Here is a 21,258-nt window from a genome sequence, read left to right on the forward strand (position 1 = left end):
GGTTGAAGCATGAAGTTAATATGAATACTCAACAGCTTAAGGCGGGTCATGAAGGGGCTTGGCAACAACAAAACCACCAGTTAATTGAACAGGTGCGAAAACTGGCGTTGCCGAGCAATCCTGAACTGCAAGGTGAGCAACAGATGGCGCCTAGCCTGCGGCGGCAGTATCAAAAAATGGAACCAGCCAGCAACCGCAATTTACGTGCGCACCAGCCCACGCGCCAAGCAATGCGCGCGATCAATCAACTGATGGCGGTGGATAGCCGGGCGCATGAACGCGATGAGGACCGGGATCAAGAATTAGAGCGTGAGTGAACTACTCGACCATTAATGACCGAGTAGTTCACTTACCTGTATTCGCAAGCATAAAAATCGCACTAATAAAAAAAGTTGATATAGACTTTTTGTCAAAGATCATCTTTAACGATATCAAATATGAACAAAAATGCTCATAAATTTGAGACAAAAATAAAGTGTGGATACTGTGGGAAGTTTAAAACTGTAATATGATAATTCAAGCGATTATGCCATGTATCTCTCAACGGCCGATGTAGTCTGACTACTGGAGAGACGTGCGTAGAAGCTAATAGATATGAAAAATAAGGTGAAGCATGGATATAAGTGAATTTATTGATTCTGAATATACCCAGACAGTTTCGTTACTACAAGATTTTTTTCAAGGTAATGCTGTTCTTAGTTTCTCCGATATTAAGCGCTTACATCCAGAAATGACTAACTACGCAATTAAAACTAATTTGGCAAATATTAATAACATACCTGTATATAAAAGAGAGGAGGTTTACTGTGAGTTTATTAAAGATGGAGCATATGTTCATATTCCAGAGCATGTTAGTTACCAATTAATAGTTAGTTCACTTTTGGCGGATTCTAATAAATTCCAGATTGTTTTGTTGTTTTTGAAGCATAATCAGGTAACCCCAAATCGAATTATGCAGGAACTACATTTAAGTAGAGCGACTTATTATCGTTACCTCCGACAAATAAATATTAGCTTAAATAGCTTTGGGATTTCTATTAAACAGTTTCGGCTTTCAGGATCGATGAACGATGTTATTAGTTTTTATTATCAGCTAATTTGGGTAAGTCAGGTAGACGATTTGTTCAGATTAACTGATACTGCGTGTGTTTCGGCAATCAATAAACTTATTAGCGATTGGGGAATTAAGGCAAATAGTGACGCCCAAAAAAGACTAGCATTGGTAGTTAGTATTTGTAAAACATGTAATGATCTTTTGGAAGTTCCTTTTAATAAGACAAGTAAGCTTATTGGTCATTTTTTGAATAGGTATTATGTGAGTTGCGAAGAATTTTGTCGACAAATTAATCTTTCACAAGAATTTGTAGAAATCGTATTAGTAGCTGGGTTAGCATTTATTCAAGACCCTCAATCACAATTGTTTTTTGAATGGAAAAGGTATTGTTATGGAAAACGTACTTGGCCGTATGTAATGACGCGTGAGGCCAAGAAAATTCTATTTCAATCAGGTGGTGATGCTAGTTTACTTGAAGTGGAGAATTTCGAAGAAGAAATTTTCTTTGTTCATACGTGTTTTTACTTAAATGAGAATGTGGTAATGGACTTAAATGGGCAAAACTTGTTTAAAAGTAATGACGCTATATTCGGTACGCATTTAGTTAAAGATATAAGCTTATTGACAACAGATTTCCTAAAAAAGCATGATCCTGGATTATCAGATGAACGACTTAGTTCAATAATTGATGCATATGCAACTGTATTTTTTAGTACGCTTCCAATTGGAAACATGTCTGTTTTAATTGGAATTTACTCGTTCTTTGGAGCACTGAAAATGCATTATTTGGTGACTTATCTGAGTGCATACTTACCTTTTAAACCTCAATTTATTGAGGTGACGCCGGAGGACTACGAACAGGCTGAAATTATCATAACTGATTCACCCTTTCAAATTAAAACACAAATTCCAGTGATCCAATTACAAATGGCCGGGTCTAAAAAGGATTTGACAAGGATTACTGATGCAGTTGGAAAAGTCATTATTAAAAGAATTTTCTAACAACCACTTCTTAAAAGGTCTTCATTTTAAGTAACCCCCCAAAAAATTGGTTTTTATCCAATTTTTGGGGGTTACTTTGAAAATTGTAATGAAATTTGTGTATCAAATATATTAATTGTTTATACATGATTTTGAGACTGAAATGTTATAAAAATCGTTGCTTTCAAAGGTGATCCATTACATAATTCACCCTATAAACTATTTAAACAGCGAATTAGCTATGTAACCTGATACTGGTTGCAACTACGCTGAAATTGTAAAGAGGGAGTTTATAACGATGTCATTGTATGGAACAAAATCAAGTAAAATTTTGTCGATCCTAACAATCTCAACTGTGGGAATAGGAGTGGCTAGCCCAATGATTGCGTTAGCTAATGACCAAGCGCCTGCTACACAGCAATCTGTAAAAGGAGCTTTGCCAACTTCAAAGATTACCACATTGGGTCAAGAACAAAGTCAAGGTGTGGCGGCCACTAAAGCGCAAGCTGATGGGACTACTTTGGTTAATAATCAACCATCAGTCGCGCAATGGGGACTAGAAACACCATCGGGTAGTGCAGCAGGATGGACTACTAATGGTAAAGGTGGTGGCTATCTATCCGGTGGTAGTGAGATTGATACTAATTGGAAAATTAGCACAGTCCAAGCAGGTGATCTACAGCCTACATTTAATATGAATCGTCCCTTTGATTTTAGAGAGTATTTTGATCAGACAAAGAATAGCGTAGATAGTAACTCTTTGAAAATTTTTCAAGCGGCACCAAAGGATCAGGATGTTGGCGCTGACGCCAATGCTGCCGTTGCTAGTGGAACAATGCCAAAGTACAAGACTTCTTCATTCTTTACATTACAGTCAGTTGAAGTCACTTGGACGGTGAATGGGGTAAGTGGCTCGCAAACAATTAATGCCAGTACACAGCCTAACGCTGCCTGGATAACTGATTATTATGGTGGCGATAATAATTTTGGAACAAGATTATTTATTAATCCTAAAGCCACAAATATACCTTTCAGTAATAAAGATACTAATTCTAAACAAGGTTATCAATTGCATGCGGGGGATTCAGTTAAGTTCGCGATTAAGTATTCGGAAAATAAAACTATTTCGGCTAGTGCTTTTCAAGATGCTTGGTCATGGCCAACACAACAAAGTCCTAAACCTGTCAAAGTTCAATACAAGTCTAAAACAACTGGGACCGATATTGCGGCGCCACAATGGGTTAATACACCTAATAATGCCATCTGGGATAACTGGGAAGTCACTGGGCCTGATACGTTACATGGGTATAAATATGATTCAACTAACGTTAGCGATGATAGTGGTAGTTCAGTTAACAGTGAGAACAAGACAATTGACGGGCAGATTACCGATCAAGGTCAAACCATCACATATTATTACGATGATACGCCGGTGCAAAATGGTAATGTGACCACGAAATACGTAGATGAAGCAACAGGAGACGAAATCCAACCGAGTTCTCCACAGACCGGGCGAGTTGGTGATTCATATACTACTAGTGCGTTAAGCATTAATAATTACGCCCTTGATACGGCTAAATTGCCAGCTAATGCTAGTGGAAAGTTTACAGCTGCGGATCAAACAGTGACGTACTACTATAAAAAAGTTACTAGCCAACCTGTCCAAAATAGTAACGTGGTTACCAAATATGTTGATGAAGCAACTGGAAAAGAGATTCAGCCAAGCTCTTCACAACCGGGGCGTGTCGGAGATCCATATACTACAAGTCCGCTAGACATCAGTGATTATGCACTTGATACAACTAAGCTGCCCACTAATGCTAATGGTAAATTCACGGACGCAGATCAAACGGTAACTTATTACTATAAAAAGGTAACGAGTCAACCAATTCAAGATGGTACGATTACAGTTCATTACATTGATGAAGATACTAATCAAGACGTTGCACCTGCCGAAAGTTACACTGGTCGGACTAACGATCCATATACAACAAGTCCACAGGGAGTAGCTAATTATGCATTGGATTTAGACAAGTTTCCAGCGAATGCTAATGGCTCGTATACCAATGGACATCAGGATATCACGTATTACTATAAAAAGAGTCAAGCACAACCAATTAAAAATGGAACGGTCGCAGTTCGCTACGTTGATGAAGACACCAATCAAACGGTGGCTCCTGATGAAAATCATACTGGCCGGACCGGTGATCCCTATACAACTTCGCCACAAAATGTTGACGGTTATGCATTAGATGAACAAAAACTACCAAGTAATGCAAACGGTAAATTTACTGATGGCAACCAAACGATTACTTACTATTATAAAAAGGTTGAAAGTCAACCAATTAGTAATGGGAATGTTGTAACTCATTTCGTTGATGAAGCCACAGGCAAGGAGATTGCCACAGCCATCCCACAAAGTGGTCGAGTCGGTGACAGCTATGCAACAAGTGGTATTGGCATCGACGGATATGCGCTTGACGAACAAAAATTACCAAGCAATGCATCGGGTAAGTATACCAAAGATGATCAGTCAGTAACTTATTATTATAAGCAAGTTTCAGCTGGGACTACACCAGGTAACCCCAACACTCCAGGTAATGGACAGCAGACGCCGCCAACAACACCAGGGCAAGGTGGTTCGACGACCACACCGGGCAATGCTGGTAGCCAAAATGGCAATAACAATAGTGGCAATCCAACCATTAATTGGCCAACGAATGCTGTATCTAGCACCAAAGGGTCTCAAACAAATAAAGCTAACCAGTCAAAGGCAAGTAGCTTGCCGCAAACTGGCGAGACGAGTGAACACGTCGCCCAAGCTGCTTTAGCGTCAGTATTCGGTGTACTAATGCTTGTTGGTGGGTGGCTTGGATTCCGTAAGCGTCGTCAATAGAAAGAAAATTTCATGAAAACTACCAATCAATAATTTGAATGGATTTTCATAATACTTGGCTTTCGTTTTAACTAGGCAAGCAGTTAGCATTCTTAATTGAGTGGGGACTGCTTGCCTTTAATTTTGATTGATTCCAGTGATGATATTTATAGATATGTATAAATTGAAAAATGACAAGGATTCTCTAATGGATACTAATAGTGCAACATCAGCTAAGATAGCCACAATAGTCATTTTGTTACTATTCGTAATTACGATAGTTCTTGGCTTTTTAACACCTTTAGCAAAACAACACCAAGTTTCGGTGTTGTTAATAGGTACTAGCGTCATATTTATTGTTAGTAATGATTGTGTGTTACTTCGAGTCTTTCGTAAGAAGAAGCAAACTATTGACAAAATCATGAGAAACGGACATGACAATAATCTTAAATACTGAAAGGTCTACCAAAAATGTCTCTGGGAAAAGATATCGAATTACTTCGAGAGAGGCATCAGACAATGAGTGACTTTTTCTTCGAGGTTGAAACTAAGTTTGGTTTGGGACTAGTAAAGCTCTTGATTTTGACAAGGCTATACGAAAAAAAATCTACTATTTCAACCAAACAGCTATGTGATGAACTTCATGTAAGCAGAGAATTAATCGATAGCTCACTGACAGATCTCATAAGCGGTCAACTAATAGCCGTTGACGCTGAAATTTCGTCTAATGGGTTGATGATTTATTTAACTGGTGTAGGGTTTACCGAAATTAAAAGTATCTACGAAAATTTGGAAAAAGTTCATGATAAGTATTTTTTGAATTCGCAGAAGTGATTGTTATCCTGCGCAAATGACCAGAACATCAAAATTTAGTTTTTTAGCATTGCAGCTGAGTGGCGGGTCTTAGCGCCTTGAGTCGAGTATATTTTGTACCCTTTTAAAAAGTAAGGGTGTAAGCTGCAACTGTAATACCAAATATAGTTTGGTTATATCTAGGAAAATCAGTTTAAGTAAATCGTCCATAGTCGCTTAAATAATCAAGGAGGAAATATCATGAAAGCATATGACGTTTTAGCTAATGTACTAGAAAATTGGGGCGTAGATCATGTCTATGGTTTACCAGGTAACTCGGTAGATTCGGCTGTTGAAGGCCTGTATAAAGCTAAGCAGAAAATCAAATTCATTCAAATTAGACATGAAGAAACAGCTGGTCTTGCAATGTCAGCAGAAGCAAAAATGTCCAATAAGCTTGCTGTGTCGGTCGTTACTGGTGGGCCTGGTGGCATTCATTTAGTGAATGGCGTGTATGATTCAAAGTTAGATCACGTACCAACGCTTTCCATTATTGGTCAAGTAGATCAACAAGACGTTAATTTACAGTCATTTCAAGAAATTCAAATGGATAAATTGTTTGAAGACGCAGCAATATACAATAAATTAGTTATTAATGCACAGTCATTACCAGAACTTCTAAATGAAGCCATTGAAACTGCTTATGCCAGACGTGGCCCAGCAGTATTAACGGTTCCAGATGACTTATGGAATGCGGATATAAAGTATGTCCCTTCATTAAAGAACACGACTTCAAATATTGTGAATGAACCAGTGGTCGATTTAAAACAAATAAAACACGCTTCCGAGATAATTAATTCTAGTGATAAAGTATTAGTGATGTCAGGAAGAGGCGCTAAAAAAGCTGGTCATGTTTTGCAGAAATTTATTGAAAAAATAAAGGCACCTATAATTCAAGCAACGCCTAGCAAAGGAATTATTGACGATGATCATCCTTATTCCTTGGCTAATATCGGAATTTTTGGAAGCTCAGCAGCATTTTCAGCAATGCAAGATGCTGATGTATTGATCATGATAGGAACAAATTTTCCCTTCTCGGCTTACCTTGAGTTGAATAAGAATATAAAGACCATTCAGATCGATTTGAATCCTAGTAATTTAGGAAAACGTCGTCCTATTGATATCGGAATTCATGGTGATACAAAATTAGTTTTGGAGCATCTAATGGAGCTGGTTGATGAAAAAGAGAGCGATGTATTCGTCCACAAACATGCTGAAGAAATGAAGAAGTGGCGCAAGTGGCTGTTAGATCTCGCCAATAAAGAACCAAAAAAGGTTTCTCCGGAATATCTGTTTACAAAACTGGACCAGGTTGCTCCTAAAAATGTTGTTTATTCAGTTGACATTGGAACATCAAGCTCCTGGGGGCCACATTATTTAAATGTTCAGCAAACACAGGATTATGTAACGTCCCCATGGTTGGCCACAATGGGAGTTTCATTACCTTCAGCAATTGCTGCTGGCATTTTGGATAGGGAACGCCCTGTTTACGCAATTGCTGGTGATGGTGGATTTGCGATGTCAATGCAAGATTTTGTGACAGCGGTTCGCTATGATTTACCAATCTTGATGGTTGTCTTAAATAATGATGAGCTGGCACTAATTGAATATGAACAGTTCCGAGCTAAACAAAATAATTATGCAACTGATCTTTCATATATGGATTTTGCTAAATTTGCAGAATCTGTGGGAGCAGTGGGGGTCAATATAAACTCTAAAGAAGCGCTTAATCAGGCTTTAGACAAGTATAAAAACCCGAAGCATCCTGTTTTATTAGACGTTAGAACAACAGATGACACTCCTTTGGGTGGAACCATTGTAAATGGTGAAGGTAAAGAAAAATGGACTTATGCCGTAGATACTAGAGACGGTCAAGCAAAATACTAAATAAAACACCCGTCATAGCTGACCACTAGCTACGACGGGTGTTTTTGTGTGACGTGTCGGAAATAATTATAGCATGTTGCAAATTAAAAATGAACATGACGACAGTTGCTCTTTTTTTGCGCCTTTTTGGTTAATTTTGCGGTGGCTTTTATGTTTAGGTCAACAAATTGTAAAAGGAGATCATCACATGTTGATTGACACCACTAAACATGAGGCCATGTTCATGCAGGCTTTAAGGACGCGCGAAACTAAACGATTAAGCGCCGCCTGGCATTGGAACGAGCAACAACAGCGCTGGCACCTCGCCGACGCAGCACAAGCAAACGCGTTTAAACGTGAACGGGCAGCTTTTGAAGTACAGTTATGTGATCAAGAACGTGATCAAGTTCAACAATTAATGCAACGGCTGGCCCAACATTATCGTCAAGCCCACAATGGTGAACAGCCTACGGTCGTGCTGGCCAGCGATGCGGTCGACGCTGATTTTGGTTGGGTTAAACATTGTTCTGAGGCCGATGAGGCGGGTTGCCCGAATCCGTTAATCAGTGAACAACCTGGCCAGCAAGCAGTGCGTTTACGCATGACGGAAATGGGCCAGCTAGCTGGGCAAGTGCAACTTGCTTACTACATTAATGGTAAGTGGCAAACCGCTAAACTCTACTTTATCCGACCACAGGTCGAACACACAATGTCCCAGACAGCTTTGATTGATCATTGTCGGCGCCATGAGCGGTCTCAACGCGTACAGTTTGCGCCTAAACTGACTATCCAGCCATGGCAAAGGGTGGTGCAGTAACATGCAGACCCAAGATAATGAAATTGTTGATTACTTAGATTACGCTGGCATTCCCTACGAACGACAAGGCAACTATGTGACCCCGACCGCGCATGATTCGATGAAAATTGATTTACGGAAGGGGTATTTTACCCAGTATTCCACCGGGGCGTGGGGCGATTTAGTGGCTTTTGTGAAAACATACGAAGATGGGGTCTATGAACCTGCGAAATCAACAAAAGAAGCCTTTCAGCGTGTAAATGAGTTTCGGGCCGCCGTTGGCCGCGGTGATGCGGTCCCGCATCAGTTTGCAGTGGAGCCAGCACGGCAGTTTAACTTGGCGGATTATCAATATCAACAAGACCCAGAAGCAGTGTACACATATTTGTGTGGTGAACGACAGTTGGCCCGGCCATTAGTTGAACAATTGGTCGCGGCGGACTTAGTCCGCGAGATCAAAGCGCCAATCATGACACCAACGGCTAAAAAACGTTGGGAAAACGAGCACCCGGGTGAACATGTCAACGGCCGGATTGTGCGCCAGTTGTTGGCTGAGCATAAATTAGCTGAACACGATTATTTTTATGGGCATGAAGTGATGTTTGCGTGGAAGGACCAAACCGGCAAAATTGTGGGCGCCGATCGCCAGGGAACCTATCAAAACAAAGCTAAGTTTGGTAAACGTGGAACTTCAAAATTAATTGTGCCGGGGTCAGCGACTAATTTTGGCTGGCATTTCCGCAATTCTAATCAACAACCGGACACCATGGTGATTACTGAAGCGCCAATTGATACCATGAGTTACTTTCAATTGCATCACCGTGATTTTAAGGGTAAATTCGTCGAGTTTTGTTCCTTGTCGGGCTCTGAATCAAAGGCCAAGTCCGTTTCTAACCTAATGAAACAGCTCTTCATTGATCCAGGCTATGGTCGACCAAAGGAAGTCCATTTTGCCGTTGATAATGATCGTGCGGGCCATGGTCTCGTACAGAAGTTTATTGACGTCGGGTGGGATCAACTGAAACCGGAGACGATGAAGGTGATGGTTGACGTCCCAAAGGTCGGTAAAGATTGGAACGATCAGGTGAAAGCAGGTGTGGCCGGCAAGGAAGTCCTAACGCTAAAACAATTCGAACAGCGATTTAAGCCAGAGAAGCAACCGAAATTAAGCCGGACACAACAGCTGTCTAAAACACAAGAACGGTAACTGAAACAAAAAAATGTCAAATGAACGATAATCGTTCATTTGACAGAGGGGCATTGCTTAAAAACTCCAGTATGTGTGTAAAATGTAAAGCACGAACAAGACGAAAAGTGACATTAAAAAGTCACTGTGATTATTAAGTAGATGCTCCAGGATCTTTGTCATGTTAAAATATGATAGAATCAACCAAGGGTCCCAACCCTGTTCCTGAGCAAGCCAATTCGTAGTTGGCTTGCTCTTTTTCTATCTACAACCTTTCTTCAATTTTTAAAACAGCTGAGCAATTGCTTAACTCCCTTAATTACAACATATATTGAAAAAATCCATATATGTTATAATTAAACCATGAGAAAAATTGAAGTTAGTACCAATAAAGAGTTTAAAAAGTTTGTTCACCACTTACCAGCCAAGGATCGCCAAGAACTAGTTGCTAAGTTTCAGCTTGTGCAGTTGGTGGGCCGAGAAATAGCAGTCCAAATGGATTGGATCAAGAAAAATGATCGAAACCACGACGAGATTCACATTAAGTTGTTGGGTCAGGAGGTGATTCTAATGGAAAAAGATGACTCATTAATGGTAGCCATAGATGACATGCTTACCGATGATTTAAACAACAGCGACTTTGAAAAAGGCGTTAAGACAGAAAAAAATAAGTTGATCAGTGCTGTTGTCGTTCGACAAGAGCGGTTGGCTTATGGCTGGACGCAAGCTGAATTAGCAACAAAGGCAGGCGTTCCGCAAGCGACCATCGCCCGGGTTGAGGGTGGGCATAACACAAGCTTGGACACCTTATCGAAGATTGCTAACGCGTTTGGAAAATCACTTCAAATAACGTTTGCATAGTCGACTAATTTACAAATGATCGGAGGCAGATAAATGGATAGTTTCAAAGATAAGTATCGTTTTACACGTGATGAGGAAGTTACGTTCATCGAACGTAACATGGCACAATTAATTTATACCACCGGTAAATTTGAGAACTTACAAACGACATTACCGCAGACAGAAGATATAATTCATAATTACACGGTGAACGGAGTAAAACCGCAAGATGTCGAAAAAGTGCTCGGATTAAAGCGGGCCTTCGACTTTGTCATTAATAAAACGCACCCGTTTAAATCTAATGATGTTTTGGTGATCAACGATATTATTCAAAGTGGGCATGTGGACGCCGGACAGATTAGACACGAAGATGTGCAGGTTCCGTTGACTAATGATGTCTGGCTGCCGCCAATTCCACAACCGACAGTGGCATTAAATGATATTGAAAAAATCGTAACGGCGCCAAACTCGGTGACTGAAAAGGCGATTAACTTGAATCTCTATTTGTCACGCTGGCAGTTATTTGTTAATGGCAATAAACGCACCGCGATTGTAGCCGCTAATACGCTGATGATTGAAGCAGGCGCGGGTATGCTGGCCATTCCCGAAAACAAAATGCACTGGTATGGTTCTTACCTGCAAAAGTTTTATCGGTCTGGACGGATTGATGATATCAAAACTTGGCTTTACGATAATGCCGTTATTGGCACGCCGCAACATGCAATTGATGTGACGAGACCTGCCAAAAATAAAACACTTGATAAGCATTATCAGAAGGGGCTTTTAGGATCACAGCCAAGAGGCCCACAGCGATAAGAGCATTCTCACGAATGCTCTTTTTTTGTGCGCTTTTTTATTTTTTGCGTCAACTCACTACGGTAAGACCATTACAAAAGGAGCGTGACAAAAATGACACAAGACAATGAGTTACATGTTCAGCTGACCGGAACTTTAACAGGGATTAGTCTCCACGGTCGCGATGGATTGATTTTGACAATTATTGATCATCATGACCAAACAAGCCAGTTGATGGTGGCCCAAACAGAACTGACTAAGAATCTAAGTCTAGGGCAACATTACCAATTTGAGCTGGGCTTAAAAGTAGCTGATGAAGCCGTTCTGGATTTAAACGGCATTGCGCAAGCGCCAGCAACCGACCAAACAACTGATGACCCGTTAGATGTCGCGCCGGAAGAGGTTTCACCGGTCAGCACTGAGGGCGCCGTAATTGACCCTAAGTTGGCTTTTCCTGATGATGCTACCTTTTCACCCCTTGAACCGCTAGAACCAGCCCCTGAATATGCGCAGGTACCTGACGCGCAAAGTGAGGTTGTTGAAGCGACTCCAGCTAAGCCAACTGTCACTGATGAAGATCTGCAACCAAAGGCTGAAGCACTGGCTGAGCCACAGGACCTTGGTTCACAAGCAGCTGCGACCTTCAGTGATGACGACTTAGATATTTAGGTGGCGTAAGCATGGCAGAGACATTTTTAGACAAATATTGTCGCGACTTGACCGTCGCTGCTAAGGAACACCCGCAAGCGTTTATGGCTTTAGAACGAGACCAAGAAGTGGCCATGGCCGTGGAAATCTTGTTACGAAAGACCAAGAACAGTCCCGTTTTAGTTGGTGAGGCGGGGGTTGGTAAAACAGCTATCGTCGAAGAGTTAGCGAGACGTATCGCACTTGATCAGGTTCCACGCGATCTACGGCACAAACATATTTTAGTTTTACAGACGGCGGATTTAGTCGGGGCTAACCCGAACGATTTTATGGTGAATTTTAATGGGGTCCTCCATGAGCTGCAAGCAACCCTAGGGACCAACATTTTGTTTGTCGATGAAATTCACGAATTGATTGGGACTGGGGCCGCCAGTGATGGGAGTCATTTAGATGCAGGAAACGTACTCAAACCAGCCTTAGCCCGTGGTGAAATCCAACTGATTGGGGCCACGACCAATGACGAGTACCACGTCAGCATTGAACAAGATCGCGCGCTACAACGGCGGTTTTCGATGATTCCAGTTTTAGAGCCGTCCCGCACGGCCGCCATTCAAATCATTAACGGCGTCGTCGATCAGTATGCTCAGTATCACGACGTGACTTACGCGCCAGATGCAGCGATCACGGCAGTAGACTTATCCATTCGCTACCGCCCAGATTACTTCTTGCCCGATAAGGCGTTTGATTTAATTGACGCGGCCGGGGCCGTGGAAGCCCGTAAAGATGCTGATGATCCCACTGCCCGCGTGGTCACTCGTACAGACATTGCTGAAGCCTTGAAGGACATGACGGGGATCCCGGTGACCACCATTTTGAAGGGGCAACAAAGTCGGGTCAAGGACTTAGAAGGTGCTTTACGTCAACGGGTTAAAGGACAAAACGAAGCCGTGCATGATGTGGCCCAAGCGGTGCGGATCGCAACCGTGGGCCTGCAAGATGAAACCAAACCGTTAGCCTCATTTATGTTTTTGGGTTCGTCAGGGGTCGGTAAAACAGAATTGAGTAAAGCGTTGGCCGAGACCATGTTTGACGATGAACGGAATATGATTCGGCTAGATATGAGTGAGTACAAAGCGGCCGACGCTGAACGCAAATTAATTGGCGATCGTGCACACCAGGGCTTATTAACAGAAGCCGTCAAGCGCCGCCCTTACAGCGTGGTCCTCGTCGACGAAATAGAAAAGGGTAACCAATCCGTACATGATTTATTCTTACAAATTCTTGATGATGGGGTGCTGCATGATGGCCAAGGGCGTGAGGTCTCGTTTAAAAACACGATTGTCATCATGACGACGAACGTGGGGGCGAAATTGATCAAGACCCGGCGTGACATTCAGGACCCCAATTTGGACGATGATCGGCGCGAAGACCAGTTCCATACCCAAATTATGACTGAGCTGGAATTTGGCTTTGAACCCGGCTTTCGGCATGAATTTCTTAATCGGATCGGGGAAATCATTATTTTTAATAGCCTAGAGGCGCCGGTTATCCGGCAGATCGCGGACGCTAAGTTAACGCAGCTAGGACAAAGCCTGGCAGAACGTCAAGTTCAGCTGGAATGGCATCAAGAAATTGACGGACAACCCAGTGTGTTAGATTATTTAGCTCTGTTCGGCACGGATCCGGACAATGGCGCACGGCCGTTGGACCGCTTAATCAAAAAGAAGATTACCGGGCCCATCGCCCAGTGGTTACTGAAGGAAAATTCATTGAGCGGTCAATGGCGCCTGGTCATTAGTGTGACGGGGGCCGCCGCCAGTGACGATGAATTAAGTGCCAAACGTCAATTAACTTTTACCGTCTTTAAAAATCAACATGAGCAGGAGGAGTCCGCATGACCGTATCACTCGAACAACAAATTGAACACGCCGCTGAACGACTGGAAACGCTCAAAGCAAAGCGCGATCAGCTGGTGGCTAAAGAACAAGAAAAGACGGGCGCCTACGTATTTAAGCAACTGCAGGTCGACAACTTTAGCGATGCCAAGCTTAAACTAGATCGACTTTTGGCTGGTACCAAATAAGCGCTCTTTTTTGGTGGGTTTTTGGTCAAATTTAGCCAAGTCCGTATTTTGACAGTGATGTAAAAACATCAATTAAAACGAAAGGAGGGTTAACCATGAATGATTTGACTAATCAAGTCGCTACGGTAATTGGTGGTTCAGCCGCCCATGCCAAACGCTACTTGCCGCAGGTGCTAGATCCGTTTAATACGTCGACAAGTTTGTTTAACACTTTCAGCGGAAAGCTTTTACTGGTTGTTGCAGCTGCATCTGTGTTGGTTATCATTGTGTATGCTTTGGTTTACATTTTCGGTGGTGAAGATGCTGCCCGAAAGAGTAAAAAGCAATGGGGAAAAGTTGGTATTGGGATCGTTATTTCTTTTTCGGCCTCAGCCTTAGCGGCCTTTATACAGCAACAAGCGCAAAACTCACAATAGGTAACATCGAAAGAACGAGCCGGTAAAAGACCCGCTCTTTTTTTGTGGGCTTTAGGGCGAAAATTGTGAAGTCCCTAAGATGAAATCGTTAATAACTTTACGACGAAGGAGTGAGGGGCTTGAAGACATTTTTCCAAAAAAAATCCACCATTACAGATGAACTATTTTTACGATTTGATTTAGGTCAGTATAAAGACGACGAAACAATCAAAACGTTAATGAACGAGGTTGACGAGCAAGAACAAGCGGCCGGTGAACCAGGGTTATTGAAGACCTTGCCGGATCTGACCTTTAAGCAAGCCAATTTATTGTGCCAGCGAATCTTTGAAGACTTGGTGTTGAAAAGCGCAACTGACCCAGAGTTTGCCAGCCTACAGATTGTTGATCAAACACCCAGGATGAATGGGAAAGGTAAATTGGTGACTAAAGCCCCGAGCACAGAGGCTGAATTACGGTTAGCACCATTTTCACTTGGATTAGACTATCAAAATCTAACCAAGAGTTTGTTTGAAGGCTTGTTTAATAACCCAGAATACGCTGACGCCACGTATGAAGAAAAATTAGATTACTGTCAGCATATTGCCCGGGTATTTGAGGCGTCCACCGGGCTTGATGATGCCTACATTGCTCAGTTACCGACTGCTAAGGAGGCCGCGGCAGGTGTGGTGCGCTTAAATGTGCCCGCCCTAACCACCACTGATCTAGACAAATCGACGGAAACGCCGATGGCGCCCACAGTCCCGACAAGTCCGGTGGTCATAGATCCAGAAGGGGCTGAGCTAGCGCTTCCACCAGAGAGTCAAACGCCTTCAATGGCAGAAGGAACTCCCGTGGAGGCAGCAATGCCTGATGAGTCGCCGGTGTACCCAAGTTCAAGCGAGTCGGCAAGCGCTGTCTCAGCGACCGCATCAGTGGAAGAGCAAACGTTGACCGTGCCGCCTTCTGTGGAAAATCAATTGATTGCTGGTGTCGTCAGTGACGCTGCCTTTCCGCGATTTAAAGTTGATCCGGCTGCGCATTTAGCACCGGAGGCTGATGGGTATGTCGCCGCAGAAATGAACCAAGTCCGTGTTCAGCTCAATGAGTTGTTGGCCAAACGAGAACAACAATTTAACGAACGCAATCGTGTCGCAGTAGCGCGGGCAGCCAATCAACAAGCTGACATTGTGGCCCAAAATGTTGCCAGTTTCCAAGCAGATCATGATCAACGGCCAAACATTAAAGCAACAGTGATGGCCAAAGTTAATCCACAGTTGGCAACGGCACTGGCTGATCAAACGACCCAACTAGCCACCGCCAGAGATCAAGATTTAGCTGCCGAAAAAGCACGACATGAGGCCCGTAATGAGGAAATTAGAATTACGTTTGATCAAAAACTCAGCGAAGCGCAAACAAAGTTAACAGACCATTTTCGTACCGTTGCCAATGATGATGTGAATCAACAATGGGCCGACCAAACCACGGCATTAAATGATCAAACGGCGACTGAACAGCGTAATCAAGTGCGGAGCGGACAGGTTTCACTCCGTGAATATGCCCAACAATTACAGGACGCGGCGGTCCAAGCTGGCCAAGATTTTTACGAGCAATGCATGATGATTGTGACTGGCAGCCAAGCCCAGTTTGCCAAACAGCACCATGCCGCGGTCATGGCACAATCAGCCTTAACCAAAGAACAAAACGCGGCTAATGACTATCACCAAGAACATACCGCCCGGACTCAGGCAGAGCAAGAAGCCAATGCATTAAGGCAACAAGTCAGTATGCTCAGCACCGAAACTGGTCAATTGAAAGGACAGTTGCTGGATCAACGGCAAGAAGCCACCACGAGTGCGACTAAAAGTGAAGTGAACATCGCGGACGCGTTAGCTATTGCCAAGGAATTCGGGTACAGCAAGCCTGAACCTGTAGTTGCCGATAAGGATAAAGAAACTGCTAAGCGTCATAAACCGTGGTTGGCATTCGCCGCTATGGTCCTGGTGACCGCAGGCTTGGGCACCGGTTGGTGGACGTCTTATGCTCAGCAAGCAAAAGCCAACGATGATTTGCAAGCTAATGTAAATCAATTATCCGGGTCAGTGACGAAACTACACCAACAACGTCAGGCAGATCTTGAAGCACTTGTAGAGGCCCAACAACGTTCTAAGCAACAGACTACCAAAAGCACTACGGTGAAAGATCAAACGTTTGAAGCGTTAGATCGTGACGTTGCTAACGGTTCGACCGCAGTTTATCAAGACAAGTTTAATGGTGCTGATTTAAAGACGGAAGCACGGACGCTGGCTGTGGGTAAGCTGTATTTAGACCAAGGCGATCTTGCCAGTGCCAAAATGGTTGCTAATAGCAATCAAGGACACAACACGAAATTATTAACGCAAATTGTGAATTATGCAGGGAGTAAATAAGAATGAGTATTCAACGGAAACAGCAAGTACGAAAGCAGCCGGCCAAGTGGTGGGTGATCGCTTTAGTCATTGGGGTGCTGATTGCTGGTGGAGCGGGAGGTCTATTCATGCTCCACCAACACCAGGTTCAGGGCCTGGCTGACCACATCAAGCCAACAGTGCCGGCACAATTATCGCCTAAGACAGTAGCGGCGCAATCAGTAACCCCGGCCATGATCAAAGCGGGTGATGTCAATTACCAAAATACCGGGGCTTCAGTACCAGGCGGCTGGCAGCAGGTTCAAAAAGTTCGTCAGACCGCTAAAGGCACGCTCTTAATGCGGGGGTATATTGCTATTCCTCGCCAAAGTGGCGTTACGAACGCGGTCGTTTCAATGCCAATTTACGAGGGTGTGAGCAATCGGGTGTTAGCGTACGGTGCCGGGACCTCCAAGGCTAATCAAGTGATGGGCCAAGAAAATTATGGGCTACAAGCCCATTCAATGTATGGATCAGATAGCTGGTTCTTTAGCCCACTGAAAAACAGCATTAATGTCAATCAGCACCCGAAAGCCTATTTAACTGATGGGATTAACGTCTACACGTATCAACTGGACAAAAAGCAGGTTCTAAATCGCAGCCATGGGGAAGTGATGAACAACCAACCTGGGGACGCCTCACAAGCCCGGTTGACGTTATCAACTTGCCTAGAAACCTGGAATCACCCGTTAGATCCAGTTGATCGGGTGATTGTGAGTGGCCATTTAGTGAATCAAACACCGTTACAACAGTCTGAACACGCAAATCTTTTCAAGTAGAAAGAGGATTAAAAATGAAGTATTCACGTAAACAATTAAAGAAAATGATGCAACAGGTTAAACACCATTCGAAGACTTTAGGTGCGACCGGTGCAATTGCATTAAGTTTATCAGGTGTTTTTGCGACACCTTTAATGACGGCTAGTGCCGACATTGACAACAATCGCGCTGGTTTAGGGCAAGAAATTTATGGCGGCGACAACGTCGGCTACATGTCAATCAATGGTGACGCACAAGGAGAAAACCCGGGGTACTCAGATAAAAATCCTGGAAGTATCGTTACCATTCAGTACGGTGGTTCTGACAATATCAGTCCCATGCGCTTCCAAGGGCATTTTGCCTACTGTCTGCAAAATGGCTCAGGTACGCCCATCAATTCCAGTGGGCAAGTAAAGGGTCTGAATGAAAAGACCAATGTAATCATGCGGTGGGTAATGGCACTAGGGTTCCCTAATGACCCTAGCACGTTAGGTTTTACAGGGGATAACGCGGCCTTGCACGCTTATGCCGCCACACAACAAGCCGTCTGGGCCGCTGAAAACGGTAATGACACAGTGATCGATGCCAACCATCAAAACCGTAAATTGGCTGACATGAACGACGCCGCCGGAGTTAATCACCGTGCTGAGCAACTGTATCAGGACGCGCTTAAACAGTCCAAGAACGGGACCGTCGACGTGGACAGCTTGACGAAAAACACGCAGTCCGACGAAAAACAGAAGGCTGAGGATCAGTTAAACGCTGAATTACAACAAAAGGTTAACGATTGGAACAATAGTGCCAAGGATCAAGTCAACAAGAAGTTAGCAGACGATCAGACGGCCAAGAAGAGCACAATGCAGGCGTTTATGAGTAAAACGGCTAGTGATAAATTTGCCACGATCAATGCTTCAGCAGATATTAACAAAGTGCTGGCTGATGCCAAGAAGCAAGTTGATAAGACAGAATTCGCGGCGAGCGCTGAACTTAGCAGCCCCCAATACTCATATCACGACGAAAAGGCGAAGCAGCATGTCTTTACGTTTGAGTCTAAGACCAGTCTACCGACGTTCTCACTGGCTGAGGACAAATTAAGTAAGCTGATTCCCGACAAGCAAGTTAAGCTGGATACGTCAAATGATGGGATTCAGTATCAAGGTACGTTTGCGGTGGCCACCAGTGGTACGTTGAAGGCTGTTGATACAGTAACTAGTGGGTCAACCACCAAAGACATTAAGGTCAATGCCGTTAAATTCGATAACTTACCTGAAGGAGCAAAAGTTTACCAGGGTGGTCAAGAATTAAAGGCCGTGACTGACGACGCAGCTAAAGACGCTGGTTGGGACGAAAGCCAGGACAAATCAGCTTCAGCTGACTCAAGTACTGGTAAAGATACTGCCGCAAACGCGTCTGCTGATGCCTCATCTGCTTCATCAAGTAGCAGTGACACACAAGCGGGTAGTCAAGCTTCAACCAGTGCGACAAGTTCATCTTCCGACGCTTCAAAGGCAAGTTCAGGCAGTTCTGCGGCTAAGAGTTCTGATCAAAGTGATCAAACAAATGCACAGTCTTCTGATGCCAAAACCGATGGCAAACAGAATGCGAGTGTGTTCTTGATCCAAGATGGCAAGCAATTCCAAGTTAAGGTGCCTGATGAAACTGAAGCCAATACTGATCGGCTAAGCTATCATATTTTGGGCACGACAGAAATCACCGCAGCTGATTTCAGCGAACTGGCCACAGTGAACATGAAGGGGAACACGACTGTTTCAGAATCAACGAGTGACACGATCAAAGACAGCAAGGATTACTCATACCAAAAGGGTGCTTCAGTCGAGTTCACCGGGTCACGGGTGCCTGACGATGGGGCCTTACAAGCGACGGGTGTCCTGACGTTAGCCAGTCAACCACAACAAGCCACAGATACTGTTAACGGATCACAGGCGGTTAAGTACTCTGATTCGCAGGCCGTTAATGACCAGTATTCCGCTAAATCACAAGCGGGATCAGCCACGAGCGTTACCGAAACCCGGTCAGCCGGGGCTGAAGAACACTACTCATGGGATAAGCAATCTCAAAGTACCAGCCAAGCTAGTCAAGCCAGCCAGGCCAGTCAAGGTAGTGCAGCAAGCTCCTTAGCAGGTACCGGAGTTAGCGATCAAGGTGTCTTGGCCGCTAGTTTAGGTAGCCTAGGGGTCATTACGGCCGCCAGTGTCGGGGTAGCCTCTCACGCCAAACGGCGTGACTAATGACATTGACTAAAGTTACGGAAAAGAGCAACGCTCAGATCAATGAGGTTGCTCTTTTTTTGTGACGTTTAGGTCAGACGCCGGGAAGTCATTAAGTTTAAAGCAAATAAAGGCAGTAAATAAAGATAAAGAGGTCCGAAACAATGACGGATATTGAACGAATCAATAGTTACCGAAAATATACTAACTACCGAAATCGTTATGGAGAAGCGGTAGCAGCTTTACATGAACATAATGATCTAGCCTTTTTAGAGCTCGTTATTTTACGCGCGATTTCTTTGGGTGACCGGCAAGCTTTAACGGTGCGCGAGGAATTTAACGTGGTTCCAAGTTCAATTTCCGGTTGGATCAAGCGCTTGTTGGGCAAAGGATTGATTGAAGATGTTAGTTTCGATTTTGATCGGCGAACCCGGCAATACGGACTCACTGAAACCGGCGAAACACGGTTGAACCAAGCGCTGGACACCTTACAAGCACTGGATCAAAAGACGCACACCACAGAATAAAAAGGGTGGGGGTAAAAATAATGACAGAAATTGAAAACCTGGGCGTGTATCAAAGGTACGCCAACTATCATTTGCGAAATGACGACGCCGTTGTGGCCCTGAAAAAGTACAATAAATTATCGTTTTTAGAATTGTTAATTTTACATGCGCTGTCCATAGAAGATTATCGAGTAGTTACGGTAGCAAAGGAATTTAACGTCTCACAAGCTGCCATTTCTTTTTGGCTGAAACGCTTATTGAACAAGGGCTTAATCACTGATATCAGTGGTGGATTTGACCATCGTGTACGTCATTATGGCCTTACTGAAAAGGGCGAAGAGCGGTTTAAGCAAGCTTTGGAGACTTTAGAACTGTTGGATCGCAGGTATTAAGACAGGCAACCAAGAAAGGATAACAAGAATGACAAAAGAGCAACGTTTAATTAAACAATACCAAGCTGTACGGATCGCGAAGATGGGGTTTGCGGTGGTTATATTCGCTTGTATCGCCTGGATGGCAACGATCCCAACGCAACTTATTGAATGGGATTTCGAAGGCAAGATGACGCCAAAAATAGTCCGTGAAGCGTCACGAAGCCTCTTAGCTAATTCTGGTCAAGCTAGTAAGCTTCTACACGGGGCTAGTCACACCTTTTTAAGTAACTTTGTTGTGCTTATGGGAGCAACGTTATTGTTAGGTTTATTTAGTCTAGTGCAACGGCGTCTTCGAAACAAGATTGGTGAATCGCTTGAAGCGGACTGTTTTCAAGACGTGTTTACCAACGAGAACGGTTAGCATTACACTTTGTTGCGTTTAAAGCCAGCTAGTCCTTGGCGTGAGCTTGTATTACCGGATCGCTCACATGATTGGTCACGCGAACGATTTTTAGGTACCCCTGGTATGAGTAAGCAAGAGGCAATGGCTTACGATGTTGAGCGGCATCAAGAGATA

The 21,258-nt window shown here is 43.7% G+C and carries 19 protein-coding genes; all 19 read left to right on the forward strand.

All coding sequences use genetic code 11. The features are described from left to right. A partial coding sequence (locus ACKTR5_RS10765) for a hypothetical protein (protein ID WP_407881435.1) occupies positions 1–317 on the forward strand: 317 nt, incomplete at its 5' end. A 296-nt stretch (positions 318–613) separates the two neighbouring features. Next, entirely contained in the window at positions 614–2,056 is a 1,443-nt protein-coding gene (locus ACKTR5_RS10770) for a helix-turn-helix domain-containing protein (protein WP_407881437.1), read from the forward strand. 277 nt (positions 2,057–2,333) lie between these two features. Further along, the gene (locus ACKTR5_RS10775; RefSeq protein WP_407881438.1) at positions 2,334–4,931 is read left to right on the forward strand and encodes a MucBP domain-containing protein; all 2,598 of its coding nucleotides are present in this window, start codon (positions 2,334–2,336) and stop codon (positions 4,929–4,931) included. Between the two features lie 498 nt (positions 4,932–5,429). Continuing rightward, complete coding sequence (locus tag ACKTR5_RS10780; protein WP_407881440.1) at positions 5,430–5,744, forward strand: hypothetical protein; 315 nt, start codon at positions 5,430–5,432, stop codon at positions 5,742–5,744. A 219-nt stretch (positions 5,745–5,963) separates the two neighbouring features. After that, the gene (locus ACKTR5_RS10785) at positions 5,964–7,649 is read left to right on the forward strand and encodes a thiamine pyrophosphate-dependent enzyme (protein ID WP_407881442.1); all 1,686 of its coding nucleotides are present in this window, start codon (positions 5,964–5,966) and stop codon (positions 7,647–7,649) included. Between the two features lie 187 nt (positions 7,650–7,836). Further along, complete coding sequence (locus tag ACKTR5_RS10790) at positions 7,837–8,445, forward strand: hypothetical protein (protein ID WP_407881443.1); 609 nt, start codon at positions 7,837–7,839, stop codon at positions 8,443–8,445. Position 8,446: 1 nt separating this feature from the next. Beyond that, positions 8,447–9,631: a toprim domain-containing protein gene (locus ACKTR5_RS10795; protein ID WP_407881445.1), complete on the forward strand. Its 1,185-nt coding sequence runs from the start codon at positions 8,447–8,449 to the stop codon at positions 9,629–9,631. A 342-nt stretch (positions 9,632–9,973) separates the two neighbouring features. Further along, positions 9,974–10,471, forward strand: a complete 498-nt coding sequence (locus tag ACKTR5_RS10800; protein ID WP_407881447.1) for a helix-turn-helix domain-containing protein — start codon at positions 9,974–9,976, stop codon at positions 10,469–10,471. A gap of 33 nt (positions 10,472–10,504) precedes the next feature. Further along, positions 10,505–11,266, forward strand: a complete 762-nt coding sequence (locus ACKTR5_RS10805; RefSeq protein ID WP_407881449.1) for a Fic family protein — start codon at positions 10,505–10,507, stop codon at positions 11,264–11,266. Positions 11,267–11,359: 93 nt separating this feature from the next. Then, positions 11,360–11,914: a hypothetical protein gene (locus tag ACKTR5_RS10810; protein WP_407881451.1), complete on the forward strand. Its 555-nt coding sequence runs from the start codon at positions 11,360–11,362 to the stop codon at positions 11,912–11,914. Between the two features lie 11 nt (positions 11,915–11,925). Then, a complete protein-coding gene (locus ACKTR5_RS10815) occupies positions 11,926–13,791 on the forward strand; it encodes an AAA family ATPase (RefSeq protein WP_407881452.1) in 1,866 nt (621 codons plus the stop codon). After that, a complete protein-coding gene (locus ACKTR5_RS10820; RefSeq protein ID WP_407881454.1) occupies positions 13,788–13,976 on the forward strand; it encodes a hypothetical protein in 189 nt (62 codons plus the stop codon). Before ACKTR5_RS10815 ends, ACKTR5_RS10820 begins: the two co-directional genes overlap by 4 nt. A gap of 95 nt (positions 13,977–14,071) precedes the next feature. After that, positions 14,072–14,392 carry a hypothetical protein gene (locus tag ACKTR5_RS10825; protein WP_407881455.1) on the forward strand — a complete coding sequence of 107 codons (321 nt, stop codon included), beginning with the start codon at positions 14,072–14,074 and terminating at the stop codon, positions 14,390–14,392. Positions 14,393–14,511: 119 nt separating this feature from the next. Further along, a complete protein-coding gene (locus ACKTR5_RS10830; RefSeq protein ID WP_407881456.1) occupies positions 14,512–16,797 on the forward strand; it encodes a hypothetical protein in 2,286 nt (761 codons plus the stop codon). A gap of 2 nt (positions 16,798–16,799) precedes the next feature. Beyond that, on the forward strand, positions 16,800–17,594 hold the full coding sequence (locus tag ACKTR5_RS10835; RefSeq protein ID WP_407881458.1) for a class A sortase: 795 nt from the start codon (positions 16,800–16,802) through the stop codon (positions 17,592–17,594). A gap of 14 nt (positions 17,595–17,608) precedes the next feature. Continuing rightward, complete coding sequence (locus ACKTR5_RS10840) at positions 17,609–19,822, forward strand: thioester domain-containing protein (protein WP_407881459.1); 2,214 nt, start codon at positions 17,609–17,611, stop codon at positions 19,820–19,822. A gap of 143 nt (positions 19,823–19,965) precedes the next feature. Next, positions 19,966–20,328, forward strand: coding sequence for a hypothetical protein (locus ACKTR5_RS10845; RefSeq protein ID WP_407881461.1), 363 nt, complete (start codon positions 19,966–19,968; stop codon positions 20,326–20,328). Positions 20,329–20,348: 20 nt separating this feature from the next. Further along, the gene (locus tag ACKTR5_RS10850) at positions 20,349–20,699 is read left to right on the forward strand and encodes an ArsR family transcriptional regulator (protein ID WP_407881462.1); all 351 of its coding nucleotides are present in this window, start codon (positions 20,349–20,351) and stop codon (positions 20,697–20,699) included. 28 nt (positions 20,700–20,727) lie between these two features. Beyond that, complete coding sequence (locus tag ACKTR5_RS10855; protein ID WP_407881464.1) at positions 20,728–21,102, forward strand: hypothetical protein; 375 nt, start codon at positions 20,728–20,730, stop codon at positions 21,100–21,102. Positions 21,103–21,258 lie beyond the last annotated feature (156 nt).

Origin of the sequence: Furfurilactobacillus entadae (assembly GCF_045862745.1) — a bacterium.
GTDB lineage: Bacteria > Bacillota > Bacilli > Lactobacillales > Lactobacillaceae > Furfurilactobacillus > Furfurilactobacillus entadae.